The 24,144-nt window shown below is 73.3% G+C and carries 29 protein-coding genes and 2 tRNA genes; 18 read left to right on the top strand and 13 right to left on the bottom strand.

Translation table 11 applies throughout. The features are described 5' to 3' along the window. Positions 1-44: 44 nt before the first annotated feature. Complete coding sequence (locus MU522_RS13295) at positions 45-179, bottom strand: hypothetical protein (RefSeq protein WP_263970119.1); 135 nt, start codon at positions 177-179, stop codon at positions 45-47. A gap of 286 nt (positions 180-465) precedes the next feature. Between MU522_RS13295 and MU522_RS12325 the strand changes: the two genes are divergently transcribed. Then, on the top strand, positions 466-717 hold the full coding sequence (locus MU522_RS12325; RefSeq protein WP_225792740.1) for a hypothetical protein: 252 nt from the start codon (positions 466-468) through the stop codon (positions 715-717). On the opposite strand, the gene MU522_RS12320 is transcribed toward MU522_RS12325, so the two are convergent. From MU522_RS12320 to MU522_RS12310, 3 genes are all read right to left on the bottom strand, one after another. Then, a tRNA-His gene (locus tag MU522_RS12320) sits at positions 699-771 on the bottom strand. The two genes, MU522_RS12325 and MU522_RS12320, sit on opposite strands and share 19 nt — an antisense overlap. Positions 772-837: 66 nt before the next feature. After that, positions 838-1,461 carry an oligoribonuclease gene (orn, locus tag MU522_RS12315; RefSeq protein WP_128190229.1) on the bottom strand — a complete coding sequence of 208 codons (624 nt, stop codon included), beginning with the start codon at positions 1,459-1,461 and terminating at the stop codon, positions 838-840. Positions 1,462-1,486: 25 nt separating this feature from the next. Next, positions 1,487-2,128, bottom strand: coding sequence for an HAD family hydrolase (locus tag MU522_RS12310; protein WP_246991384.1), 642 nt, complete (start codon positions 2,126-2,128; stop codon positions 1,487-1,489). A 76-nt stretch (positions 2,129-2,204) separates the two neighbouring features. On the opposite strand from MU522_RS12310, the gene MU522_RS12305 reads away from it, so the two are divergent. The 4 genes from MU522_RS12305 to MU522_RS12290 all read left to right on the top strand — a co-directional run bounded on the left by MU522_RS12305 (position 2,205) and on the right by MU522_RS12290 (position 4,171). Further along, a tRNA-Arg gene (locus MU522_RS12305) sits at positions 2,205-2,277 on the top strand. 110 nt (positions 2,278-2,387) lie between these two features. After that, entirely contained in the window at positions 2,388-2,837 is a 450-nt protein-coding gene (locus MU522_RS12300) for a hypothetical protein (protein WP_246991382.1), read from the top strand. Between the two features lie 9 nt (positions 2,838-2,846). Continuing rightward, a complete protein-coding gene (locus MU522_RS12295) occupies positions 2,847-3,518 on the top strand; it encodes a DedA family protein (RefSeq protein ID WP_240671388.1) in 672 nt (223 codons plus the stop codon). A gap of 92 nt (positions 3,519-3,610) precedes the next feature. Next, positions 3,611-4,171 (top strand): YceI family protein, encoded by a 561-nt coding sequence (locus MU522_RS12290; protein ID WP_128190231.1) that lies wholly within the window; start codon positions 3,611-3,613, stop codon positions 4,169-4,171. A gap of 76 nt (positions 4,172-4,247) precedes the next feature. On the opposite strand, the gene MU522_RS12285 is transcribed toward MU522_RS12290, so the two are convergent. Further along, the gene (locus tag MU522_RS12285) at positions 4,248-4,490 is read right to left on the bottom strand and encodes a hypothetical protein (RefSeq protein ID WP_246991380.1); all 243 of its coding nucleotides are present in this window, start codon (positions 4,488-4,490) and stop codon (positions 4,248-4,250) included. Between the two features lie 113 nt (positions 4,491-4,603). Here MU522_RS12285 and msrA point away from each other — a divergent pair, with 113 nt between their 5' ends. The 6 genes from msrA to MU522_RS12255 all read left to right on the top strand — a co-directional run bounded on the left by msrA (position 4,604) and on the right by MU522_RS12255 (position 9,870). Beyond that, positions 4,604-5,128, top strand: a complete 525-nt coding sequence (gene msrA, locus MU522_RS12280; protein WP_246991378.1) for a peptide-methionine (S)-S-oxide reductase MsrA — start codon at positions 4,604-4,606, stop codon at positions 5,126-5,128. Between the two features lie 67 nt (positions 5,129-5,195). Continuing rightward, entirely contained in the window at positions 5,196-5,672 is a 477-nt protein-coding gene (locus MU522_RS12275; protein WP_246991369.1) for a single-stranded DNA-binding protein, read from the top strand. 44 nt (positions 5,673-5,716) lie between these two features. After that, positions 5,717-6,145, top strand: coding sequence for a hypothetical protein (locus MU522_RS12270; RefSeq protein WP_246991362.1), 429 nt, complete (start codon positions 5,717-5,719; stop codon positions 6,143-6,145). Between the two features lie 4 nt (positions 6,146-6,149). Further along, positions 6,150-7,832, top strand: a complete 1,683-nt coding sequence (gene ettA, locus MU522_RS12265; RefSeq protein WP_246991360.1) for an energy-dependent translational throttle protein EttA — start codon at positions 6,150-6,152, stop codon at positions 7,830-7,832. After that, on the top strand, positions 7,832-8,287 hold the full coding sequence (locus tag MU522_RS12260; RefSeq protein WP_128190743.1) for a thioesterase family protein: 456 nt from the start codon (positions 7,832-7,834) through the stop codon (positions 8,285-8,287). Before ettA ends, MU522_RS12260 begins: the two co-directional genes overlap by 1 nt. A gap of 56 nt (positions 8,288-8,343) precedes the next feature. Further along, positions 8,344-9,870 carry a CoA-acylating methylmalonate-semialdehyde dehydrogenase gene (locus tag MU522_RS12255; RefSeq protein ID WP_246991358.1) on the top strand — a complete coding sequence of 509 codons (1,527 nt, stop codon included), beginning with the start codon at positions 8,344-8,346 and terminating at the stop codon, positions 9,868-9,870. A gap of 55 nt (positions 9,871-9,925) precedes the next feature. Here the strand turns inward: MU522_RS12255 and MU522_RS12250 are convergent, their stop codons facing one another. Both MU522_RS12250 and MU522_RS12245 read right to left on the bottom strand, forming a co-directional pair. Beyond that, positions 9,926-10,504, bottom strand: a complete 579-nt coding sequence (locus MU522_RS12250; protein ID WP_246991356.1) for a GNAT family N-acetyltransferase — start codon at positions 10,502-10,504, stop codon at positions 9,926-9,928. Next, complete coding sequence (locus tag MU522_RS12245) at positions 10,501-11,388, bottom strand: acyl-CoA thioesterase II (RefSeq protein WP_246991354.1); 888 nt, start codon at positions 11,386-11,388, stop codon at positions 10,501-10,503. The genes MU522_RS12250 and MU522_RS12245 overlap by 4 nt, the downstream gene beginning before the upstream one ends. A gap of 51 nt (positions 11,389-11,439) precedes the next feature. Between MU522_RS12245 and MU522_RS12240 the strand changes: the two genes are divergently transcribed. Then, the gene (locus MU522_RS12240) at positions 11,440-12,054 is read left to right on the top strand and encodes a hypothetical protein (protein ID WP_128189626.1); all 615 of its coding nucleotides are present in this window, start codon (positions 11,440-11,442) and stop codon (positions 12,052-12,054) included. 12 nt (positions 12,055-12,066) lie between these two features. Here the strand turns inward: MU522_RS12240 and MU522_RS12235 are convergent, their stop codons facing one another. From MU522_RS12235 to MU522_RS12225, 3 genes are read right to left on the bottom strand one after another with little or no spacing between them, the layout of a single operon-like run. Continuing rightward, the gene (locus MU522_RS12235; protein ID WP_246991352.1) at positions 12,067-12,498 is read right to left on the bottom strand and encodes an NUDIX domain-containing protein; all 432 of its coding nucleotides are present in this window, start codon (positions 12,496-12,498) and stop codon (positions 12,067-12,069) included. Positions 12,499-12,502: 4 nt separating this feature from the next. Further along, a complete protein-coding gene (locus MU522_RS12230) occupies positions 12,503-13,540 on the bottom strand; it encodes a phosphatase domain-containing protein (RefSeq protein WP_128189625.1) in 1,038 nt (345 codons plus the stop codon). Between the two features lie 34 nt (positions 13,541-13,574). Beyond that, a complete protein-coding gene (locus MU522_RS12225) occupies positions 13,575-14,270 on the bottom strand; it encodes an SOS response-associated peptidase (RefSeq protein WP_246991350.1) in 696 nt (231 codons plus the stop codon). Positions 14,271-14,319: 49 nt separating this feature from the next. On the opposite strand from MU522_RS12225, the gene MU522_RS12220 reads away from it, so the two are divergent. The 5 genes from MU522_RS12220 to cydC all read left to right on the top strand — a co-directional run bounded on the left by MU522_RS12220 (position 14,320) and on the right by cydC (position 20,865). Further along, the gene (locus MU522_RS12220) at positions 14,320-14,961 is read left to right on the top strand and encodes a TetR/AcrR family transcriptional regulator (protein ID WP_192575870.1); all 642 of its coding nucleotides are present in this window, start codon (positions 14,320-14,322) and stop codon (positions 14,959-14,961) included. 104 nt (positions 14,962-15,065) lie between these two features. Next, positions 15,066-16,490, top strand: a complete 1,425-nt coding sequence (locus MU522_RS12215) for a cytochrome ubiquinol oxidase subunit I (protein WP_246991348.1) — start codon at positions 15,066-15,068, stop codon at positions 16,488-16,490. A 9-nt stretch (positions 16,491-16,499) separates the two neighbouring features. Further along, entirely contained in the window at positions 16,500-17,534 is a 1,035-nt protein-coding gene (cydB, locus tag MU522_RS12210; protein ID WP_128189621.1) for a cytochrome d ubiquinol oxidase subunit II, read from the top strand. 26 nt (positions 17,535-17,560) lie between these two features. After that, on the top strand, positions 17,561-19,237 hold the full coding sequence (gene cydD, locus MU522_RS12205; RefSeq protein WP_246991346.1) for a thiol reductant ABC exporter subunit CydD: 1,677 nt from the start codon (positions 17,561-17,563) through the stop codon (positions 19,235-19,237). Beyond that, positions 19,234-20,865, top strand: coding sequence for a thiol reductant ABC exporter subunit CydC (cydC, locus tag MU522_RS12200; RefSeq protein WP_246991343.1), 1,632 nt, complete (start codon positions 19,234-19,236; stop codon positions 20,863-20,865). The genes cydD and cydC overlap by 4 nt, the downstream gene beginning before the upstream one ends. A 13-nt stretch (positions 20,866-20,878) precedes the next feature. Here the strand turns inward: cydC and MU522_RS12195 are convergent, their stop codons facing one another. Both MU522_RS12195 and MU522_RS12190 read right to left on the bottom strand, forming a co-directional pair. After that, entirely contained in the window at positions 20,879-21,523 is a 645-nt protein-coding gene (locus MU522_RS12195; RefSeq protein ID WP_310124796.1) for a DedA family protein, read from the bottom strand. After that, on the bottom strand, positions 21,520-22,305 hold the full coding sequence (locus MU522_RS12190; protein WP_246991341.1) for an aminotransferase class IV: 786 nt from the start codon (positions 22,303-22,305) through the stop codon (positions 21,520-21,522). The genes MU522_RS12195 and MU522_RS12190 overlap by 4 nt, the downstream gene beginning before the upstream one ends. A gap of 12 nt (positions 22,306-22,317) precedes the next feature. Here MU522_RS12190 and MU522_RS12185 point away from each other — a divergent pair, with 12 nt between their 5' ends. Continuing rightward, the gene (locus MU522_RS12185) at positions 22,318-23,616 is read left to right on the top strand and encodes an anthranilate synthase component I family protein (RefSeq protein ID WP_246991339.1); all 1,299 of its coding nucleotides are present in this window, start codon (positions 22,318-22,320) and stop codon (positions 23,614-23,616) included. A gap of 23 nt (positions 23,617-23,639) precedes the next feature. Here MU522_RS12185 and MU522_RS12180 read toward each other — a convergent pair whose 3' ends face one another. After that, the gene (locus MU522_RS12180) at positions 23,640-24,113 is read right to left on the bottom strand and encodes an SRPBCC domain-containing protein (RefSeq protein WP_128189615.1); all 474 of its coding nucleotides are present in this window, start codon (positions 24,111-24,113) and stop codon (positions 23,640-23,642) included. Positions 24,114-24,144: the final 31 nt, after the last annotated feature.

Raw genomic sequence — 24,144 nt, 5'->3', positions numbered from 1 at the left:
GCGTCCGTGGAGATCGAGGTGCGGCTGAACGCTCGAAGTCTGCCTCAGCGACCGCTTCGAGTGAGTTCAGATAGAGCTGCCTCGTCGCGCACCTCGCGTTCGGCCTGCTTCCTGGCATGGCGCTCCTGGGCGCGAGCCTTCACGAGCAGCACGACGCTCACCGGGCCGATGACGACCATCTGGAGAGCGCTTCAGATGCAGACCAGCACGACGAGATGGAGCAATCCAGGGCCACCGTTCGCGATGAGCGCGGCGCACCAGGCAGCGACACGTGTGGGACCAGGTTCAGACCGTGCTTGGCACTCACCGCTCGGCGGCGGACGCGACCCAGGTGCATGAGCACTACTTGAAGGGGACAGTGTTCTGCGGGCAGTGCGGGTCGCGTTTGCTGGTATGCGGACCTCTCCCGTTCCGGTGGCGTTGGGGTCGCGGACGATCGTCGCGACTGCGACATCCTCGCCAGGGATGAATCCGCGCGCGAACCGCCGGCTGTGCAACCAGGCGCTGTTCAAGGCGATCTACGTCGACGAGGACAACGACGTGCGCGTCGGCTATCGGACTCCATACGACGGACTGAGCGACGCCGACTTGCAGGCCGACGCTCTCACCTGGGCCGCCGAGGCAAAGAAAGAGGGCCAGGTGCGAACTTCCTCCAAGGCTGGTCCCTTGGTCGAAAGTTCACACCTGACCCGGTTGTGGGTGAGTAACGGGACTTGAACCCGCGACATCCGCCACCACAAGGCGGCGCTCTACCAACTGAGCTATACCCACCATGTGCGCTCAGAACGCAACCAGGACAGCATACGACATCCGGGGCCGGATCGCCGCATCGGCGGCTCACCCGGGCAGGTGCGCCCCGAACCCGTCGGAGACGTCGCGCGCGATCGCCTGGAGCTCGTCGCTCGCGCGGCCGGGCGCATCCGTGAACACTGCGCGCCGGTAGTAGCGCAGCTCGCGGATCGACTCGAGGATGTCGGCGAGCGCGCGGTGGCCGCCGGCCTTCTCGGGCGCCTGGAAGTAGGCGCGCGGGAACCAGCGCCGCGAGAGCTCCTTGATGCTCGAGACGTCGATCGAGCGGTAGTGCAGGAAGCCGTCGAGCACGGGCATGTAGCGCGCGAGGAACATGCGGTCGGTGCCGATCGTGTTGCCGCCGAGCGGCGCGGTGCGCTCGAGCGGCACGAAGCGCTGCACGTAGGCGAGCACCTCGAGCTCGGCCTCGGCGAGCGGCATGCCGTGCGGGATCTCGGCGTCGAGGCCGCTCGTCGCGTGCATCTGCCGCACGAAGTCGCCCATCTGCTCGAGCGCCGCGTCGGAGGGCTTGATCACGATCTGCAGGCCCGGGTCGAGCACCTCGAGCTCGAAGTCGGTCACGACGACCGCGATCTCCACCAGCTCGTCGACGCTCGGGTCGAGCCCCGTCATCTCGCAGTCGATCCAGACGATCCGGTCACTCGCAGCCATAGCCTCATCGTATGCGCCGCCGCGCTCAGCCGAGCGCGGCGAAGAGCTCGTCGGAGTCGACGTCGGCGAGGGTGTCGATCGTGCGCTCCGCGGGCACCGGCGACTGGGGCAGCTGCGTCGTGAGGAACCACAGGCGGGCGCCGGCCGCCGCCGCCGAGCGCGCGCCGCTGCCCGAGTCCTCGAACGCGATCGAGGCGGATGCGTCGGCGCCGAGCCGGCGGACGGCGAGCGCGTAGGGCTCGGGGTCGGGCTTCGACCGCTCCACGTCGTCGGCCGAGACCGCGAACCGCAGCGCCCCCTCCGGCGCGGCCTCGAGCAGCGCGCGGGCGTTCTCGCCCGACGCGTTGGTGATGAGTGCCGCCGGGATGCCGCGCTCGGCGACGCGCTCGAGCAGCGCGAGGCTGCCCGGCAGCCACGGCACGTCCTCCCGGACGCCCGCAGCGACGGCGCCGGCGATCTCGGCGACGATCGCCGCGCGGTCCATGTCGACGCCGCGCTCGCGCATCCGCTCGCCCCACTCGACCATCGGCCGCCCCGTGGTCCAGTGGCAGTCCTCGGTCGTCCACTCGATGCGGTGCGCCCGCGCGAATCGGCGCATCTCGTCGTGCCACATGGGCTCCGAGTCGATGAGCGTGCCGTCCATGTCGAACAGGAGTGCGCCGGTCATGAGCCCAGCCTGGCATGCCACGGGGCTGACCCGGCGCAGCCGTGGGCCATGGCCCGCGGGCCGGTAGATTGGGCGGGCCCCCGTAGCTCAGCGGATAGAGCAGAGGCCTTCTAATCCTTTTGTCGCGGGTTCGACTCCCGCCGGGGGCGCAGCGCCCGTGACAGACGCATTGCTGCACGGCAGGTGAGGGCTCATCCGGTGCGCATCGCCGTCGCACCTCCGCCGGGAGGCTGTCAGTGGCACGGCCTACCGTGCGGCCATGAAGCGCTGTGCGCGGTGCCTGACCGAGAGATCGGTGGTCGAGTTCAATCGCAGCCCGCGGAACAAGGACGGCTTGCACTCCTATTGCCGTGCCTGCCAGAAGGCCCACTATCGCGACAATGCGGTCCGGCACAAGGCCAACGTGCGTCGCACGAGCCGGGCTCGCCGCCGGCAAGCCCTCGACGTGATCATGGCTCGGTTCTCGGAGGGGTGCGTCGACTGCGGCATCGCGGACATCAGGCTGCTCGAGTTCGACCACGTGCGCGGGACGAAGATCGCCAGTGTCGGAACCATGGTCCGACGCGGGCGTGCGCTGGAGCTGATCCGAGCGGAGATCGAGAAGTGCGACGTGCGGTGCCGGAACTGCCATGCCATCGTCACGATCGAGCGGAGGGGCTCGTCTTGGCACGACGCCTACCTCAGGCCTCGCCCAGACCGGCGACCGTAGGCTGTCGAGGTGCTCGACGTCCTCACCCAGACCCAGCCCGCCGACGACCTCACCGGCGTCGCCGGCTGGGCCGTCAGCCTGATGGAGACGGTCGGCGCTCCCGGTGCGGCGATCGCGATCGCCGCCGAGAACCTGTTCCCGCCGATCCCGAGCGAGGTCATCCTGCCGCTCGCGGGCTTCACCGCGGCGCAGGGCGGCTTCACGCTCGCCGAGGCCATCATCTGGACCACCATCGGGTCCGTGGTGGGCGCGCTCGCGCTCTACCTGCTGGGCAGGTGGCTCGGCCACGAGCGGCTGGCGAGGATCGCGAGCCGCGTGCCGCTCGTGCGGGCGAGCGACATCGACAAGACGACCGCGTGGTTCGCGCGGCACGGCTGGAAGACGGTGCTCTTCGGGCGGTTCCTGCCGATCTTCCGCAGCCTCATCTCGATCCCGGCGGGCATCGAGCGCATGCCGCTGCCGCTGTTCCTCGGCCTGACGCTCGTCGGCTCGGCAATCTGGAACACGATCTTCATCATGATCGGCTTCTCGCTCGGCCGGAACTACCACGTGATCGAGCCCTACATGGACACGCTCCAGTGGGTGGTCGTCGCGGTCGTGCTCATCGTGATCGCGTGGTGGGTGACCGCGCGCGTGCTGCGCAACCGCCGCGAGGGCAAGGACCTCCTGCACGGCGAGTGAGCGGCGAGGATGCTCGGATGGATCGGGAATGCGATCGCGACGTCGCCGGTTGGTTCGATTCTGAAGGACTTCCGACTCACCGAAAGGCTCCCATGCTGCAGAACATCCCCGGCTACCAGCCCGGCACCTACGTCATCGACGGCTCGCACTCGAACGTCACCTTCTCCGTGCGCCACATGATGGTGGCGAAGGTCCGCGGCGAAATCGAGGGCCTCGAGGGCACCATCGTGCTCGCCGAGCAGCCCGAGGAGTCGTCGATCACGGCGACCGTCGACCCGTCGACGATCAACACCAAGAACGCCGACCGCGACCAGCACCTGCGCTCGAACGACTTCTTCGCGATCGAGGAGCACCCCGAGTGGACCTTCGTCTCCACTGGCGCGCGCGTCGACGGCGACGACCTCTACGTCGACGGCGACCTGACGCTGCGCGGCGTGACGAAGCCCGTCTCGCTGCTGCTCGAGTTCGGCGGCATCGGCCCCGACACGTGGGGCAACACCCGCGCCGGCGCCTCGGCCCGCACGCGCATCAAGCGCAGCGACTTCGGCATCAGCTGGAACGTCGCCATCGAGACCGGTGGCGTCATGCTGTCGGACGACGTCGACATCGAGATCGAGATCTCGGCGATCCAGCAGGCTCCCGTCGCGGCCTGAGCCGGCGGCAGCACACCTGCGGAGCGGGGTCGGGGCGCATGCCCCGGCCCCGCTCCTCGCATCTCGGCGGCCGGTCTCAGGGGCCGGTGAAGCAGGCGAGCGCGTCGTCGAGCGACCAGCCGCGGCCGATCGGCAGCAGCGTGGTGCCGCCCGGCAGCAGGCGGCGCGACTCGAACGCGGGGCCGCCCGGCCCGTCGACGCGCGCGATGTAGCCGAGGGCGAGGCCGGATGCGCTCACCACGCGCCAGAGGTCGTCGCGCACGCGGCGCGTGGCGACGTGCGCCGCTCGCGGGGCCGTGCCCCGCTGGGTGCTGCTCATGATGGCCATCGCGACTCCTTCCGCACCACCGACGCTACGAGCGGCCACCCACATGCCGCGGGGGGCGCCTGTGGGCATGGGGCGCGCACAGGCTCGCCCTCTAGGCTCGACGCATGCGTGAGATCGTGCTTGCCGGTGGCTGCTTCTGGTGCCTCGACGCGGCGTACCGCGTCGTCGAGGGCGTGGAGGAGGTCGTCTCCGGCTACACCGGCGGCTCCGTCGCCCACCCGAGCTACGACCTCGTGTGCACCGGCACCACCGGGCACGCCGAGGCCGTCAAGGTCGTCTACGACGAGGAGCGGCTGCCGACCGAGGTCGTGCTCGACATGTTCTTCACGATGCACGACCCGCGGCAGCTCAACCGGCAGGGCAACGACGTCGGCACGCAGTACCGGTCGGCGATGTTCTACCGCGACGAGGCCGAGCGCGAGGCCTTCGAGGCCGCGATCGCGCGCGCCGGCGAGTGGTGGCCGGGCGAGATCGTCACGACGCTCGAGCCGCTCGGCGAGTTCTTCGACGCCGAGGAGTACCACCAGGACTTCTTCGCCAAGAACCCGACGCAGGGCTACTGCTTGGCCGTCGCGGTGCCGAAGGTCAACAAGATCCGCGCCGGCTTCGCCGAGTACCTGCGCGGCTGACCGCGGTTCTCCACAGCTCGCCCGCGGCCGCGCCCGCGCGCCGCTCGCCGCGGTGCATCCTCGCGGCATGAACGATGCAATCACCGTCGTCGGGTCCCTCGGAGGCGACCCGATCGTGAAGACCGTCAACGGCGACCGCGTGGCCGAGTTCCGCCTAGCGAGCACGAGTCGCCGCAAGGAGGACGAGCAGTGGGTCGACGCCCACACCAACTGGTTCTCCGTCGAGGCGTGGGGCGGCTTCGCCGAGCACGTCGGATCGTCGCTCCGCAAGGGCGACCTCGTCGTCGTGCTCGGCAAGCTCAAGGTCGACCAGTGGGAGTCGGGCGACAAGCGCGGCACGAGCGTCAAGATCCGCGCCGAGCACGTCGGGCACTCGCTGCGCGTCGGCCCGGTGACGCGCGAGCGCCGGCAGTCGCAGCCCGACGCCGAGCACCGCGAGCCGGCACCCGCCGACCGCGAGGCGCAGGCGCCTGCGCCGGCACTGGTCGGCGCGGGCGCCGAGCAGTGGCACGCGCCCGGAGCCGACGCCGATCCGCCCTTCTGAGCCCTAGGCTGGGGCCGTCCGGTCCGGCAGGTGGAGGAGGGCGCGTGCGCCAGCTCGCGGCAGTCGTGCTGCTCGCCTCGCTCGTCCTCGCCGGCTGCGCGACGTCGCCGGGGCCGGCTGAGCCGGTCCCCGAGGCATCGCCGGAGGCCGGCGGCCCCGCCGACGCTCCCGCCCCCTCGGACGAGGGCGACGAGGCGCTCGCCGTCTTCCGCTCGGCGCTCGAGGGGCAGTCGCCGAGCGCCCCCGACGCGCTCGTGGCCGCGGTCGAGGCCGCTGGCTTCGAGCGGTCGGCGATCGAGCGCACCCGCGAGGTCGACTCCCTCGGGGCGCCCGTCACGTTCGTGCAGATCGCGGTGAGGGACGGCGACGGATGCCTCGTCGGCAGCGTCGGCGAGGGCGAGGCGACCGCCGTCCGGGCGAGCGCGCTCGGCAGCGGCCGGTGCCTGGTCGGGGAGATCGTCACCGTAGACTGAGGGCATGGCCGAATACATCTACTCCCTCGTGCGCGCCCGCAAGACGGTGGGCGACAAGGTGATCCTCGACGACGTCACGACCGCGGTGATCCCCGGCGCGAAGATCGGCGTGGTCGGCCCCAACGGCGCGGGCAAGTCGACGATCCTGAAGATCATCGCCGGCCTCGACACGCCCTCGAACGGCGAGGCCAAGCTCTCGCCGGGCTACTCGGTCGGCATCCTCATGCAGGAGCCCGAGCTCGACGAGTCGAAGACCGTGCTCGAGAACGTGCAGGAGGCCTTCGGCCCAATGATGGCGAAGATCGCGCGCTTCAACGAGATCTCGGCCGAGATGGCGAACCCCGACGCCGACTTCGACGCGCTCATGACCGAGATGGGCACGCTGCAGGAGCAGATCGACGCGGCCGACGCGTGGGACCTCGACTCCCAGCTCGAGCAGGCGATGGACGCGCTGCGCTGCCCGCCCGGCGACTGGCCGGTCACCACCCTCTCCGGCGGCGAGAAGCGCCGCGTGGCGCTGTGCAAGCTGCTGCTCGAGAAGCCCGACCTGCTGCTGCTCGACGAGCCCACCAACCACCTCGACGCCGAGAGCGTGCTGTGGCTCGAGCAGCACCTTGCCAAGTATCCCGGCGCGGTCATGGCCGTCACCCACGACCGGTACTTCCTCGACCACGTCGCGGGCTGGATCTGCGAGGTCGACCGCGGCCGCCTCTACCCGTACGAGGGCAACTACTCGACCTACCTCGAGAAGAAGGCCGAGCGACTGCAGGTGCAGGGCAAGAAGGACGCCAAGCTCGCGAAGCGCCTCTCCGAGGAGCTCGACTGGGTGCGCAGCAACCAGAAGGGCCGCCAGGCGAAGTCGAAGGCCCGCCTCGCCCGCTACGAGGAGATGGCGACCGAGGCCGAGCGCACCAAGAAGCTCGAGTTCGACGAGATCCAGATCCCGCCGGGTCCGCGCCTGGGCTCGATCGTGCTCGAGGCGAAGGACCTCCAGAAGGGCTTCGACGACCGCCAGCTCATCGATGGCCTCTCGTTCACGCTGCCGCGCAACGGCATCGTCGGCGTCATCGGCCCGAACGGCGTCGGCAAGACCACCCTCTTCAAGACCATCGTGGGCCTCGAGCCGCTCGACGGCGGCGACCTGAAGATCGGCGAGACGGTCAAGCTCAGCTACGTCGACCAGGGCCGCTCCAACATCGACCCCAACAAGAACCTGTGGGAGGTCGTCTCCGACGGGCTCGACTACATCCAGGTCGGCAACGTCGAGATCCCGTCGCGCGCGTACGTCAGCAAGTTCGGCTTCAAGGGCCCGGACCAGCAGAAGAAGGCCGGCGTGCTCTCCGGCGGTGAGCGCAACCGCCTCAACCTGGCGCTCACGCTCAAGCAGGGCGGCAACCTGCTGCTGCTCGACGAGCCCACCAACGACCTCGACATCGACACGCTCTCGAGCCTCGAGAACGCGCTGCTCGAGTTCCCCGGCTGCGCCGTCGTGATCACCCACGACCGGTGGTTCCTCGACCGCATCGCCACGCACATCCTCGCCTACGAGGGCACCGACGAGCACCCGGCCGAGTGGTACTGGTTCGAGGGCAACTTCGAGGCCTACGAGCAGAACAAGATCGAGCGGCTCGGCCCGGAGGCGGCGAAGCCCCACCGCTCGGCGTACCGCAAGCTCACGAGGGACTGATGCGCCTCGCGGTGCCGGTGCGCGTGCGCTGGTCCGACCTCGACGCGTACGGGCACGTCAACAACGCGGCGCTGCTGACCCTGCTCGAGGAGGCCCGCGTCTCGGCGTTCTGGGCGGGCGGGCCGGAGGGCTCGCCCACCACCGCGATCATCGATGCCGGGCCCGGCGCGACGAGCGTGACCGTCATCGCGCGGCAGGAGGCCGAGTACCTCGGGCAGATCCCGCACCACCGCGAGCCGATCGTCGTCGACATCTGGGTCGGGCAGCTCGGCGGCGCGAGCATGCAGGTCTGCTACGAGGTGCTCTCGCCCGATCGCTCCGAGGTGTACGCACGGGCGGCGACGACCGTGGTGATGCTGGATGCGTCGACGGGCCGGCCGCGCCGGCTGAGCGACGCGGAGCGCGAGGCCTGGGCGCCCTACGTGGAGGCGCCGGTCGAGTTCCGCCGGGGCTGAGGCCCGCCGGTAGGCTGGCAGCGCAACGAGGCCACCCTTCTGGAGGAGCTCCCACCATGACCGACACCGCTGTCGAGACCACCGAGCAGTCCACCGCCCCCACCCGCATCCCGCACTGGATCGCAGGCCGGCGCCGCGAGGGCCACGGCCGCACGGCGCCCGTGTTCAACCCCGCGATCGGCGTCGCCGTGTCGGAGGTCGGCCTCGCGAGCGCCGACGAGGTCTCGGAGGCGATCGCCACCGCGAAGGCGGCGTTCCCCGCCTGGCGCGACCTGTCGATCGCGAAGCGGCAGTCGATCATGTTCCGCTTCCGCGAGCTCATCGTGCAGCGCCGCGACGAGCTCGCGACGATCGTCACGCGCGAGCACGGCAAGGTGCACTCCGACGCGCTCGGCGAGATCGCGCGCGGCATCGAGGTCGCCGAGCTCGCCACCGCGTTCCCGCTGCTCACGAAGGGCGAGTACTCGGAGAACGCGTCGACGGGCGTCGACGTCTACTCGCTGCGCCAGCCGCTCGGCGTGGTCGGGATCATCAGCCCGTTCAACTTCCCGGCGATGATCCCGCTGTGGTTCGCGCCGGTCGCGCTCGCCGCGGGTAACTGCGTCGTCATCAAGCCGAGCGAGAAGGACCCGTCGGCGGCGGTCTTCATCGCCGAGCTCTTCCAGGAGGCCGGCCTGCCCGACGGCGTGCTCACGGTCGTGCACGGCGACAAGGAGGCCGTCGACACGCTGCTGACGCACCCCGACGTGCAGGCGATCTCGTTCGTCGGCTCGACGCCGATCGCCGAGTACGTGTACGAGACGGGCTCGAAGCACGGCAAGCGCGTGCAGGCCCTCGGCGGCGCGAAGAACCACATGCTCGTGCTGCCCGACGCCGACCTCGACGTCACCGCCGACGCGGCCGTGAACGCGGGCTTCGGCTCGGCGGGCGAGCGCTGCATGGCGATCTCGGTCGTCGTCGCCGTCGACTCGATCGCCGACGAGCTGACCGCCAAGATCAAGGAGAAGATGGCGGCGATCCGCACGGGCGACGGCACGCGCGACAACGACATGGGCCCGCTCATCACCGGCGCGCACCGCGACAAGGTGGCCGGCTACATCCAGACCGCCGCCGACGACGGCGCCGACCTGGTCGTCGACGGCCGCGACCCCGAGGTCGACGGCGACCCGAACGGCTTCTGGCTGAAGCCGACGCTCATCGACAACGTGCCGACCGACTCCGCCGCCTACAAGGAGGAGATCTTCGGGCCGGTGCTCTCGGTCGTGCGCGTGGCCTCCTACGAGGAGGGCCTCGAGCTCATCAACAGCAACCCCTACGGCAACGGCACCGCCATCTTCACGAACGACGGCGGCGCCGCGCGCCGGTTCCAGAACGAGGTGCAGGTGGGCATGGTCGGCATCAACGTGCCGATCCCGGTGCCCGTCGGCTACCACTCGTTCGGCGGCTGGAAGCGCTCGATCTTCGGCCAGGGCAAGGCCTACGGCAAGCACGCGTTCGAGTTCTACACGCGCGAGAAGGTCGTCACGAGCCGCTGGCTCGACCCGAGCCACGGCGGCCTGAACCTCGGCTTCCCCGAGAACTAGCCCCGAGACCAGCCCGCGAGCGCACGGCGCCCCGCCTCCGGACGGGGCGCCGTTGCTATGCCGCGTCGCGCCGGACGGCGAGGATGAGCGCGGTGCCGAGCTCGCCGGTGGCCGGGTTGACCTCGTTCTCGACCAGCCGCGCCTCGACCGCCATGCCGAGCCGCTCGGCCACGATCCGCGAGGCGACGTTCTCCTCGTCGAGGTCGGCGATCACGCGGTGCGCGCCCATCGCCCACGCGAGCCGCAGCGCCGCCCGCGCGGCCTCGGTCGCGATGCCCTTGCCCTGCGCATCGGCGGCGATCATCCAGCCGAGCTCGAACTGGCGGCCCGCGAGGCTCGTGACGCGCAGCATGAGGTCGCCGACGAGCCGGCCGTCGAGCTCGATGCCCAGCTGCGCGGCGTCGCCGTCGCGCAGGTAGACGGGCGCGCCGCCGGCCGTCCAGGCCATGAGCTCGGCCTCGGTCTGGTCGCGGTTGTAGGTCCAGCGCCGCTGCCCGGGCGCGTTGCGGTAGGCGCGCACGGCCTCGAAGTCGTCGGGCCGCAGCGTGCGCAGCACGAGGCGCTCGGTGCGCAGCGGCAGCGCGTCGCGCAGCGTGCGCATGGCGTCGGCGGGGGCGATCGGCTCGACCCTCATGCGGGATCGCCCGGCTGCTCGGGCACGCGCACCATGCCCTCCTGCGCGATCGTCGCGACGTGGGTGCCGTCGGCCGTGTAGACGAAGCCGTTCGCGAGGCCGCGACCGCCGCCGGAGGAGCTCGTCTCGAGCTCGAGCAGCAGCCACTCGTCGACCCGCGCCGGCCGGTGCCACCAGACGGCGTGGTCGAGGCTCGCGGCCTTGAGCCCGGGCGTCGCCCACGCGGCGCCGTGCATGCGCACGATCGGCTCGAGGATCGCGTAGTCGGAGAGGTAGGCGAGCGCCGCGCGGTGCAGCGCGTCGTCGTCGGGCAGGCGGTCCTTCGCCTTGATCCAGACGTGCTGCTTGCCGTGCCGCGGGCGCGTGGGGTCGGGCACGTAGACGGGCCCCTCGACGTGCCGGATGTCGAAGGGGCGCGCGATGACGGCGCGCGCCTGCGGATGGCCGGCGTAGGGCGCGAGGAGGTCCTCCGAGCTCGGCAGCTCCTCGGGCGGCGGGAGGCCCTCCGGCATCGTGTGCTGCGAGCTGGGGCCGGGGTCGTCGTCCTGGAAGGACGAGATCATCGACATGATCGGCACGCCCTGCTGGTAGGCCTGCACGCGCCGCGTCGAGAACGAGCGGCCGTCGTGGATGCGCTCGACGGCGAGCGTGATCGGCAGCTCGACGTCGCCCGGCCGCACGAAGTAGCCGTGCACCGAGTGGATGCGCCGCGCCTCGGCGACCGTGCGCTGCGCGGCGACGACGGCCTGCGCCATGACCTGGCCGCCGAACACGCGGCCGAACGGCATCGGGTGGCTCGTGCCGGTGAAGATGTCCTCGCTCGTGCGGGCACCCGTCTCGGCCAGGGCCAGGGTCTCCAGCAGGATGCGGATGCGCTCGGTCATGCGGGTCCTCTCGAACGGTGCCCGACGGGGCCGCTCTAGTCTAGGGAGCGCATGCACGCCATCCTCTCCCTCGACGAGCGCGCCCGCGCCGACCTCGTCCTCCTGCTCGACCGCGCCGCCGTCTTCGGCGACGGCACGGTGCGGCTCGCGGCCGACGGCGACGTCGCGCTGCTGACCACGCCCATGACCGCCTCGAGCGGCTTGCTCGACACCGGCCCGACGATCCTCGTCGCGCGGGCGTCGCGCATGCGCGAGCCGGCGAGGTTCGACGGCGTCGTGGCGCTGCCGGCGCTGCGCGACGCGCTGCGCGAGGGCGCCGACGTCGAGGTGCCGGATGCCGTGGGTCGCCCGGCGTGGGCGGCCGTCTCGCCGCCGCGGGGCGGCTGGGCGCACGCGGGCGACGTCGACGCGGAGGCGGTGCGCTCGCTCGCCGCGCAGGCGGCGGCCGCCGTCGAGGCCGCGCTGCCGCGCTCGCCGGGCGAGGCGGTGCGGCGCCGCGCGGAGCGCGCCGTGTGGGCGCGCGCGGTCGACCCGAGCGGGCTGACCGCCGGGCAGGCGGCGGCGCTCGTGGCGATGCGCTTCCTCGGCGACGCGCCGGTGCGCGTCACCGAGGCCGGCGGGTGGGTGCGCGCCTCGGGGCACGCCGGCGAGGTGCTCGCCCGGTAGGCAGGCCCTCGGTCAATCGAGGCCGAGCAGCTCGGCGAGCCCCTCGGGCACGAGCGTGAGGTCGGGGTCGGCGCGGTGCTCGGCGGTCAGCCACCACACCGGATGGCCGGCGTCGGTCGTGCACGGCAGGATCGCCTCCGCATCGACGTGCACCTCGAAGACGAACACGATCTCGTGGCGCAGGCCCTGCGGCAGCCGCAGGGGGCTCTCGAGCACGCCGAGCAGCCGCGGCTCGACCGCCTCGAGGCCGAGCTCCTCGCGCAGCTCCCGCACCACCGCATCCGCCGCCCGCTCGCCGAGGTCGATGCCGCCGCCGGGCGGCCGGGCGTAGGTGCGCCCGTCGACGCCCGCGCTCGTGACGAGCAGCCGCCCCGCGGCGTCGCGGATGGCCGCGACCGCGATGGCACGCGGCCCGTCGTGGGTGCCCGAGATCTGCAGCCTCACGGCGTCACAGCACCGCGAGCTCGGGGATGGCGCCGAGCTCCTTCGCCAGGCCGCCGCCGTTCGACGACCACACCCACGGGTGCATCGACCGCGTCTCGGCGTGCTTGCGGCCACCGGCCAGCACCGCCTCCTGCGTCGACAGGGCTCGGATCGCCACGGCGCGCACGTTCTGCGGGTGGGCGTTCGCGAACTCGCCGTAGAGCTCCTCGTCGTGCTGGCCGTCGTCGCCGACGAGCAGCCACTGCATGTGCGGGAACTCGCGCGCGAGCCGCCGCAGCTGCGCGCGCTTGTGCTCCTTGCCGGAGCGGAAGAAGCGGTCGTGCGTGGGCCCCCAGTCGGTCAGCAGCAGGCTGCCCGCGGGGTAGAGGTTGCGCGAGAGGAAGCGCGTGAGCGCGGGCGCCGCGTTCCAGGCGCCGGTCGAGAGGTAGATGAACGGGCTGCCGGGATGCTGCTGCGCGATGCGCTCGTAGAGCACCGCCATCCCGGGGACCGGCGTGCGCCCGTGCTCGTCGAGCACGAAGGCGTTCCAGGCGGCGAGCAGCGGCCGGGGGAGCGACGTCACCATCACCGTGTCGTCGATGTCGCTGACGATGCCGAAGCGCGTGGCGGGATCGACGACGAAGACCGGCGCGACGACGGGCGCAGAGCCGGGCACCGACACCGTCACCTCCTGCCAGCCGGGATCGAGGCGGATGGGCACGATGGCGTCGAGCACGCCGCCGCGGTCGGCGGTCACCACGTGCCGCACGCCCCCGCCCTCGATCGTCACGTCGACGTCGTTCAGGGAGAGCGACGTGAACGAGCGCCAGCCGCGCACGTCCTCGTACTGCGCGCCGCGCTCGCCGCCGGGCTCCACGAGCAGCACGCGCGCGAGCACGCGCACCCAGCCGTCGCCGCCGTACCCGGGGTAGGCGACGATCGCGGGCAGCCGGCCGGCGCGCAGCGCGATGGCCTCGCGCTGCTCGTGCAGCCAGTCCTCGACGCGCGCCGCGGTGTGCTTGATCGGCTCAGGGATGCGCGCGAGCGGATCGAGCTCCTCCATGCGTGACCTCCCGAGCCGTGGATGCGACTCGACCCTACTCGGTGGGAGCGGGCGCGATGAGGTCAGGCCCCTGCTCGCGCACGCTGCCCACCCGTCGGTCGACCGGGTGCAGCGCGAGCGAGGCGACGACGTCCGGCGCCTCGGCGACGACCGCCTCGAGGGCGGCCTCGCCGTCCTCGGTCGGGTCGAGCCACGCGTCGCGCAGCTCGGGCGAGACCACGAGCGGCATGCGCTCGTGGATGCCGGCGAGCTGCCCGGCCGACGCCGTGGTGAGGATGCTGGTCGAGAGGAGCCACGTGCCGTCGGGCTGCTTCCACCACGCGTAGAGGCCGGCGAACGCGATGGGCGCGTCGCCGTTGATGTAGAACGGCGTCTTCTCGTCGCCGGCGCGCCGCCACTCGTACCACCCGTCGGCCGGCACCAGTGCGCGCCGCTCGCGCACCGCATCCCGGAACATCGGCTTCGAGGCCGCGGTCTCGCTGCGGGCGTTGAAGGCGCGCTGGCCGACCGAGACGTCGTCGGCCCACGCGGGCACGAGCCCCCAGCGGGCCGACTCGAGCCGTCGCGCGGGCGGCGCGTCGTCGCGTGGCCGCGGCTCGACCACGATCGGCACCTGTGTCGTCGGCGGGATGTTCCAGCTGGGCTCGAGCAGGTCGGCGCCCGCCTCGTCGATCTCGAAGAGCGCCACGAGGTCGGGCGTGGGGGTGGCGAGGACGTAGCGGCCGCACATGGATGAAAGGGTCTCACCTCGCGGCGCCGCCATGCGAGATGATGTGCCCATGAACGATCGCAGCGACGACGGGCCGTCAGTCCCGTCGGTCACCGTCCGCCACGAGCCGGTGCAGGCCCGGGCGGCGCAGCGCGTCGAGGCGCTGCTCGACGCCGCGGCGGCGGTCGTCGTCGAGCACGGCATCGAGCACCTGACGACCGCACTGGTCGCCGAGCGCGCCGGCGCGTCGATCGGCACCGTCTACCGCTACTTCCCCGACCGCGTCGCGGTGCTCGTCGCGCTCGCGGAGCGCAACCACGAGCGGATGCGGCACGCTGTCGGGCGGGTGCTGGCGATGCCGCACGAGACCTGGCAGGAGGCTGCGGAGGCGCTGTTCGACACGATGATCGAGATCTTCCGCGAGCTGCCGTCGTTCCGCTCGCTGCGCGCCGGCGAGGGCCTCGACCTCGGCCCGCAGCACCGCGAGCCGGTCGCGCCGCAGTTCGCCGCGGTCGTCGAGGCCCACGTGCGGGAGCGCTGGGGGATCGAGCTCGACGACGCGGGCCGCATCGACCTGGAGAAGGCGATCGGCGGGCTCGACGCGCTCGTGACGTACGCGTTCCTGCACGACGCCGACGGCGATGCGCGCTACCTCGAGCTCGGCCGCGAGTGCGCGCTCCGGCACCTCACGGCCGCCTTCGGCGAGGCCTGAGCGACCCCTCCCTCGGGGACCCGGGAGGTATCAGACAGCGCTCGGCGTGTCTTTGCCGATCGATGGGCGACCGGCGTTGAATGGAGGGTGTCGAAAGGCGGCCCATGCCCATCGTTCCCCTCGCGCAGGAGCTCGATCCGCTCGTCCTGTCCCAGTGGCAGTTCGGGCTGACGACGGTCTACCACTTCCTGTTCGTGCCCATCACCCTGGGCATGGTCTGGCTCACGGCGGGCTTCCAGACCGCGTGGGTGCGCACCGGCAACGTCGAGCACCTGCGGCTGACGCACTTCTTCGGGAAGCTCTTCCTCATCAACTTCGCGATCGGCGTCGCGACGGGCATCGTGCAGGAGTTCCAGTTCGGCATGAACTGGTCCGACTACTCGCGGTTCATCGGCGACGTCTTCGGCGCCCCGCTCGCCTTCGAGGGGCTCATCGCCTTCTTCTTCGAGGCGACGTTCATCGGCCTGTGGATCTTCGGCTGGAACCGGCTCTCGCCCAAGGTGCACCTGCTCACGATCTACATGACGGCGCTGGGCACGATGGCGAGCGCCTACTTCATCCTCGCGGCGAACGCCTTCATGCAGAACCCCGTCGGGTTCGTGATCAACGAGGACCGGCAGCGCGCCGAGCTGACCGACATCGGCGCGGTGCTCGCCAACCCCGTCGCGCTCGCGTCGTTCCCGCACACGATGTTCGCCTCCGTGATGGTGGCGGGCGCGGTGATGGTCGGCGTCTCGGCCTGGCACCTCAAGCGCGGCCAGCACACCGGGATGATGCACCGGTCGCTGCGCGTCGGCCTCTGGAGCGTCGTCGGCGGCGGCATGCTCACCTTCATCACCGGCGACATGGTGTCGCTCGCGATGGTCGCCGCGCAGCCGATGAAGATGGCCGCTGCCGAGGCCCTCTACGACACGGCCTCCGGCTACGACGCATCCTTCTCCCTCTTCAGCCTCGGCACGCCCGACGGCGAGCACGAGATCTTCTCGGTGCGCGTGCCCTACCTGCTCGCGCTGCTGTCGACACACGACCCGCTCGGCACCGTCGAGGGCATCAACGATCTGCAGGCCGAGTACACCGCCCTCTGGGGCGAGGCCGACTACACGCCCATCATCTGGGTCACGTACTGGTCGTTCCGCTGGATGATGGGCCTCGGCTTCCTCTCGTTCGGCATCGCGCTCGTGGGCCTGTGGCTCACGCGCAAGGGCCGCGTCGACCTGCCGCGCTGGGTGTGGACGGTCGCGATCTGGAGCCTGCCGCTGCCGCTGCTGGGCATGACCGTCGGGTGGATCTTCACCGAGATGGGCCGGCAGCCGTGGCTCGTCTTCTCGCAGATGCGCACCGAGGACGGCGTGAGCCCGGGCGTCACCGGCGCCGAGGTGCTCACCTCGCTCATCGCCTTCACCCTCATCTACGGCATCCTCGGCGTCATCGAGTTCCGCCTCATGCAGCGCGCGGCCCAGCGCGGCCCGGCCGACGCCCCCGAGCTCGACGAGACCGGCAGGCCCGCGCAGCCGGTGACGGTCTACTAGGAGGCGGCGATGGACCTCTCGCTCATCTGGTTCCTGCTCATCGGGTTCATGTTCGTCATGTACTTCGTGCTCGACGGCTTCGACTTCGGCGTCGGCATGAGCCTGCCCGTGCTCGGGCGCTCCGAGACCGACCGGCGCCGCATCATCAACGCCATCGGGCCGGTGTGGGACCTCAACGAGACCTGGCTGATCGTGGCCGGCGCGAGCCTGTTCGCCGCGTTCCCCGAGTGGTACGCGACGATGTTCTCGGGGTTCTTCCTCGCGCTCCTCGTGCTCCTGCTCGGCCTCATCGTGCGCGCGGTGTCCTTCGAGTTCCGGCATCAGCGCGACTCGGCCCGCTGGCGCGCGGGCTGGGACCTCTGCATCGTCGTCGGCTCCGCCATCCCGGCGCTGCTGTGGGGCGTCGCGTTCGCGAGCCTCGCCCAGGGCCTGCCGATGGAGCCGCACCAGGGCGGAGCGCTCATGACCGGCGGCCTGCTGTCGCTGCTGAGCCCCTACGCGCTGCTCGGCGGCATCACGACGCTCGGGCTCTTCCTGGCGCACGGCGCCGTGTTCCTCGCGCTCAAGACCGACGGCGACCTCAAGCAGCGCGCGCACGCGCTCGCCGGCCGGGCGCTGCTCGGCACCGGCGTCGTCGCCGTCGTGTTCCTCGCGTGGACGGTCGCCCAGAACCCCACGCCGCTCGTCGTCGTGCTCTCGGCGCTCGCCGCGGTGGCGCTCGTGGGCGCCTGGCTCATGAACGGCGTGGGCCGCGACGGGCGCGCGTTCGCCCTCACCGCCGCGACCGTCGCCTTCGCCGTGCTCGCGCTCTTCGGCTCGCTGCTGACTCGCGCGGGCGGGCCGTTCGTCATGCCGGCGTCGAACCCGACCGCCGACTTCGTCGGGCTCACCGTCGCGAACGCCTCCTCGAGCCCCTACACGCTCGAGGTGATGACGTGGGCGGCGCTCATCTGCCTGCCGCTCGTGCTGGCCTACCAGGCGTGGACCTACTGGGTCTTCCGCCGGCGCGTCACCGTCGCGGCCGTCGAAGCGGCAGCGCACTGACCGAGCCGAGCCTCCCGATCGCCGACGTGCCGAGGGCCCACCGGCCGCAGCCGCCCGCGCGCGCCAGCCGCGCCCCGCTCGATCCGCGCCTGCTGCGGCACGCCCCCGGCGCGCGAGCTCACCTGCTGCGGGAGGGGGTCGTCGCGCTCGTGCAGACGGGCGCGATCGTCGCGTTCGCGTGGTTCGCGGGGCACGCGATCGGCGCCGTCGTGCAGGGAGCGCCGCCGGCGTCGGTCGTGCCCGACGTCGCGCTCGCGGCGGTCGCCGTGCTCGTGCGGGCCGCGACCGCGTGGCTGTCGGGCTCCCTGGCGCCGGCAGCCGCCGCGCGAGTGCAGTCGCAGCTGCGCACCGCGGCGCTCGCGCGCATCGGCGAGCACGGCAGCCCCGCCGGGGCCGCCGACACCGCGACGGCCCTCGGCCGGGGGCTCGCTGCGCTCGACGGCTGGTTCGGCCAGTTCCTGCCGCAGCTCGTGCGCACGGTCGTCGCGACGCCGATCGTGGTCGCGGCGCTGTGGCTGCAAGACCCCTTCAGCGGCATCGCGGTGCTGCTGTGCCTGCCGCTCATCCCCGTCTTCATGGTGCTCATCGGCCTCGCGACCGAGCGGCTGCAGCGCGAGCAGTGGGCGTCCACCGCCAAGCTCGCCCGCTCGTGGCTCGACACCCTCGAGGGGCTCGCGACGCTGCGGCTGTTCGGCCGCGACCGGCGCGCGGCCGCGCGCGTCGACGCGCTGAGCGACCAGCACCGCGAGCGCACGATGGCGGTGCTGCGCGTCTCGTTCGTGTCGTCGATGGTGCTCGAGCTCGCCGGTGCGCTCTCGGTGGCGCTCGTCGCCGTCTCGGTCGGCATCCGACTCGTCGAGGGCGACATCGCGCTCGGGCTCGCCTTCAGCGTGCTCATCCTGGTGCCGGATGCGTTCCTGCCGGTCCGGCAGGTCGGGGCCGCGTACCACGCGTCGACCGAGGGCCTCGAGGCGTCCCGCGCGGTGCTCGACCTCATCGAGGCGCCGGCGAGCACCGTGCGGCCGGCGCCCGCCGCCGGGCCCGGCCTCGTCGTCGAGTCGCTCGAGGTGCGCCGCGGGGAGCGCTGGCTGCCGCCGGTGTCGCTGCGCGCGATGCCCGGCGAGCTCGTGGTGCTCGCCGGGGCGTCGGGCGCGGGCAAGTCGAGCGCCTTCGCGGGGCTGCTCGGCCTCGCCCCGGCGCGCGGCCGGGTCGGCCTCGACGGCGCGGTGCCGGATGCGTCGGCGCTGGCCTGGGCGCCGCAGGGCGCCTGGGACGCCGTGGTGACCGGCACGGTGCGCGACAACGTCGCGCTCGGCCGGCCCGACGCATCCGGCAGCGCCGCCGGAACCGACAGCGCCGCCGAAGTCGACCGCGCCGTCGAGGCCGCGCTCGCCCGCGCCGGCATCGCCGTCGACCTGCAGGCCCGGCTCGAGCCGGCGACCGGCGGCTCGCTCGGGCTCTCAGGCGGCCAGGCGCAGCGCGTGGTGCTCGCGCGGGCGCTCCACCGCGTCGCGACCGGCGCCGCCGTGCTGCTCGTCGACGAGCCCACGAGCGCGCTCGACGCCGACAGCGAGCTGCGGGTGCTCGAGGGGCTGCGCGCGGCGGCCGCCGACGGGGCGATCGTGCTCGTCGCGAGCCACCGGCCCGCGGTGATCGCGGCCGCCGACCGGGTCGTGCGACTGGGCGCGGAGGTGGCGGCGTGACCGGCCGCGAGGTGCTCAGGACCCTCGGCCAGCGGCGGCGCATGGCCGGCGGCATCGCGGCGGCGGCGCTCACCGCGACGCTCGCGATCGCGCTCATGGCCACCGCCGGCTGGCTGCTCGCCGCCGCGTCGTCCCAGCCGCCGATCCTGCACCTGCAGATGGCGATCGTGGGCGTGCGCGCCTTCGCCATCGGGCGCGCCGCCGGTCGCTACCTCGAGCGGCTCGTCTCGCACGAGGCGGCGTTCCGGATGCTCGGCTCGGCCCGGCGCGCGGCCTTCGACCGGCTGCGGCCGGTGGCCCCTGTCGGCGTCGGCCGCTCGAGCGAGCTCATGCCGCGGCTCGTGGGCGACGTCGACCGGCTGCAGGACTGGCCGCTGCGCGTCGTCGGGCCGCTGACGGCGAGCGGCATCGCGGTCGGGCTCGCGATCGCGACCGTGGCATGGATCCTGCCGGCCGCCGGGGCGGCGCTGCTCGTGGCCGTGGTCGTCGCGGGAGGGCTCGCGGCGCTCGTGACCGCGCGCATCGCCGGCAGCGCCGACGCGGCGCTCGGGCCGCTGCGGTCGCGGCTGGAGGCGGCGCTCGTCGACCACGTGCGCGCCCTCGACCTGCTGCGCGCCTACGGTGCGGAGCGCGAGCGGCGCCGCGCGCTCGAGGCGCTCGACGCCGAGCTCGCGCGCCGCGCCCGCCGGCACGCGCTCGCCGCCGGGTCAGGAGCCGGGCTCATCGCGCTCGCCGCCGGCGGCAGCGTGCTCGCCGCCGTGCTCATCGCGGCCCCGGCGGTCGCGGAGGGCGGCCTCTCGGGCCCGCTCGCCGCGCTCGTGGCGCTCATCGGGCTCGCGGTCTTCGAGGTGTGGGGCGCCGTGCCGCCGGCGGTGATCGCCTGGCGCGAGTCGCGCGCCGCCGCCGAGCGGGTCGCCGAGGCACTACCCGACGAGGCCTCGGCGGCCGCCGTGCCCGCCGACGGCGGCGACGCGGTGCCGCCGTCGGGCGCGCTCGAGCTCTCAGGCCTGCAGGCCGCGTGGCCCGGGCGCGCACCCGCCTTCCGGCCGGTCGACCTCGTCGCGCAGCCGGGCGAGACGGTCGCGGTCGTCGGCCCCTCGGGCGCCGGCAAGTCGACCCTCGCGCTCGCGCTCGTGCGGCTGCTCGAGTCGACCGGCGGCTACCGCATCGGCGAGCGCGATGTGCGGCGCATCGACCCGGACGCGCTGCGTCGCTCGGTGCTGCTGGTCGAGCAGCGCCCGCACATCTTCGACGAGGACCTCGAGCAGAACCTGCGCTTCGCCCGCGACACCGCCGACGACGCCGAGCTGTGGGCGGTGCTCGAGCGGGTCGGCCTCGCCGACTGGGCGCGCGAGCGCGACGGGCTCGCGACGCAGCTGGGGGAGCGCGGCGGCCTCGTCTCCGGAGGGCAGGCGCAGCGCATCGCGCTCGCCCGCGCGCTGCTCGCCGACGTGCGCGTCCTCGTGCTCGACGAGCCCACCGCATCCGTCGACCGCGAGCTCGCCGAGCCGATGCTCCGCGACATCCTCCAAGCTGCCCGCGGCGACGGCCGCATCGTGCTCGCCATCAGCCACGCGCCCCTGCCGGCCGACCTCGTCGATCGCACGGTCGCGGTGCGCGCCGCGTGAGCGCGGGGCGGGCTCAGTCCTCCATGTGGCGCGCCTCGCCCCGCGAGACGAGGTGCTTCACGAGCCACACGAGCAGCAGGAACGCGACGACCGCCCCGACGAGCACGAAGCCGGCGCCGTGGAGCTCGTCGGCGAGCTCGCGGTACGTGCCGCCGGCGAGCCAGCCCGCGGTGGCGTAGGCGCTCGCCCACAGCACGCACGCGGGGAGCGTCCACGCGAGGAAGCGCCGGTACGGCATGCCCGCGCCGCCGACGATGAGCGGCACGAGCGAGTGCGCGACCGGCAGGAACCGCGACAGGAAGATGGCGATGCCGCCGCGGCGGGAGAGGTAGCGCTCGGTGCGGCGCCAGCGCTCCGAGGCGCGCGGCCAGCGGCGGGCGAGCCACCGGTCGATCGACGGCCCGAGCCACCGGCCGATCGCGAAGCCGATGGTCTCGCCGCAGAGCGCGCCGACCACGGTCGCGCCGATGAGCGCGAGCCACCACGGCCACTCCTCGACGGCGAGCGCCGCGATGATGACGATGGTGTCGCCGGGCACCACGAGCCCCAGCAGCACGCTCGTCTCGAGCAGGATCGCGAGCCCGGCGATGAGGGTGCGCAGCCACGGGTCGATCGAGCCGATCGTCTCGAGCGCGACGTCGATGAGGTCGTCGATCACGGCCGGCCTGCCGGCATCGTGCGGGCGGCCTCGAGGCGCGCCCGCCAGGCGGCCGCTCGGCTTCCCGGGCCGGTGTCGCCGGGGGCGAGCGCGGGGCCGCCGTGCCATGCGGAGACGACGCGGATGCCGCGCAGCGCGTTCGCGAGCCACACCTCCGCGCCCGCGAGGTCCTCGGGTCGCGCCCGCTCCTCGCGCAGCGCGACGCCCGCGTCCCGGGCGAGCTCGGCGAGCACCGCGGCGGTGACCGACGGCAGCCGCGGGATCGCGGCATCCGGCACGTGCAGCGCGTCGCCGCGCCACCACACGAGCGCCGACCAGGCGCCCTCGGCGACGAGCCCCTCGTGCGTGAGCACGGGCTCGACGTCGGCGCCCACGCGCGCCCGCTCCTCGGCCTGCAGGTCGCCGAGCGCGGCGAGGTCGGGGCCCTTCCGCAGCGGCAGCGTGCGCGGGTCGCGCGACGCGGTGACGACCTCGACCGTGCCGCCCGCGTGCGGCGGCGTGCGGAGGCGCAGGCGGATCCCGGCGGGGGTCAGGTCGAGGCGCGGCGACCAGCGTCCGACGGGCACGAGCTGCGCGACGGCGTCGGCCGCGGCGAGCGCGTCGTGCCGGCTCCCGCCCGCGTCGGCCACGGCATCCGCGAACCGCGCGCGGTGCCGCTCGAACGCGAGCACCGCGCCGTCGACGCTCAGCCACGAGTCGGCGGCGAGCGTGGTGCCGACCGGCTCGTCGACGGGGGAGAAGCGGGTGCCCGTCCAGGCGCGCACGCCCCCGTCCCCGCTCATAGGATGCACCTTATGCCAGCGACCTCTGCGGCTCTCCTGCCGCACCTCGGCGCTCGGTGGACGGCTCCGGTCGAGACGAGCCCGGAGGCCGCGTTCGCCGCCCTCGAGGCCGCGGCGGCCGACGTCGTGTGGCTCGACTCCTCCTCGTCGGGCGCCCATGTGCTCGGCACGGGCGAGCACGTGCTCGTCGTGCGCGACGGCGCCGCGACGCTCGACGGCGCGCCGCTCGAGGCCGACGACGCGGTGGCCGCGCTCGAGGCGGCCCGCGCCGCGCTGCCGGGCGCCTGGGTGGGCTGGCTCGGCTACGAGGCGGGGGTGCGGATGCTCGGGCTCGAGCCCGCCGCGGGGCGCTTCCCGGAGGCGGCGTGGCTGCTGCTCGACCGGTGGGTGGTGGTCGAGGGCGGGCGAGCCCAGCTGCAGTCGCGGCTCGGCGAGCCCTGGGCGCTGCCGCCCGCGCCGCCGGTCGCGCTGCCGCCGATCGCGCACGTCGACGCGCGTCGGCTGCGCTGGCGCGACGACGACGCAGGCTACGCCGAGAAGGTCGAGCGCTGCCGCGAGCACATCCACGACGGCGACTCGTACGTGCTGTGCCTCACGACCGCCATCGAGGCGCCGCCGCTCGACATGGTCGCGACCCACGCGCGGCTGCGCGCCGCGAGCCCCGTGCACCACGGCGGGCTGCTGCGCATCGCCGGGGTGACGCTCTCGAGCGCGAGCCCCGAGACGTTCCTCCGCGTCGAGCACGGCATCGCCACCACGCGGCCCATCAAGGGCACGCGCCGCCGCGGCGCCGACGACGACGCGGCGCTCGCGACCGAGCTGTTCGAGAGCGAGAAGGAGCGCGCCGAGAACGTCATGATCGTCGACCTGTGCCGCAACGACCTGCAGCGCGTCTGCGTGCTGGGCACCGTCGAGGTGACGAGCCTGCTCGGCGTCGAGACCTATCCGACGGTGCACCAGCTGGTCTCCACGGTGCAGGGCCGGCTGCTGCCGGGCCGCGGGCCGCTCGACGCCGTGCGCTCGCTCTTCCCCGCCGGCTCGATGACGGGCGCGCCGAAGCGCCGCACGGTCGAGCTGCTGCAGGCGCTCGAGGGCGCGCCGCGGGGCGTGTACGCCGGATGCTTCGGGCTGGTCGCCGGGGAGTCGTGCCAGCTGGCGATGACCATCCGGGGCGTCGTCGCCGACGCGGCGGGTGCCCACATCGGCGTCGGCGGCGGCGTGACGGCGCTGTCGGAGGCGGCGTTCGAGGTCGACGAGCTGCACGTGAAGGCCGCCGCGATGCTCGCGTCGCTCGTGCCGCTCGGCGCCTGAGCCGCGCGCGCTCGGGGCCGCGCTCAGGCGGCGCGGAGCGACTCGGCCAGGTCGACGAGCTCGTCGAGCTCGACCGTCCAGCCGGCGGCGAGCGCGCGCAGCGCCTCACGGCGCGTCGCGTCGTCGCCCTCGAGCGGGAAGCCGTGCTCGACGAGGTGCACCTGCGTCGAGCCGTCGACGTCGCGCAGGGTGATCTCGACCGTCGACGCCCGCTCGGAGAGGATGCCTTCGGCCCAGTCGAAGACGAAGCGCGACTCGGGGTCGAGCTCCTGCACGCGCGCGGCGAGCACGACCTCGCCCGACCACGCGAAGCGGCCGGTTGCGCCGGCCACGACGCCGTCGGGGAAGGCGGCGATGTCGCCGAGCCAGCGGGCGAGCAGCTCGGGCTCGGTGAGGCAGCGCCAGACGGCGCTGCGCGGCGCGTCGACGGCGACGATGCGGGTGACGCGCGCTCCGGGCACGTCGACGGTCGCGGGCGGGTTCTCGAACTCCGGCACCGACGACCTCCCTCCGAGGCTCGCTGCCCCG

Source organism: Agrococcus sp. SCSIO52902 (genome assembly GCF_022983135.1).
GTDB lineage: Bacteria > Actinomycetota > Actinomycetes > Actinomycetales > Microbacteriaceae > Agrococcus > Agrococcus sediminis.
The sequence above is the reverse complement of the archived record's forward strand: the minus strand, read 5'-3'. Positions and strand labels throughout refer to the sequence as shown.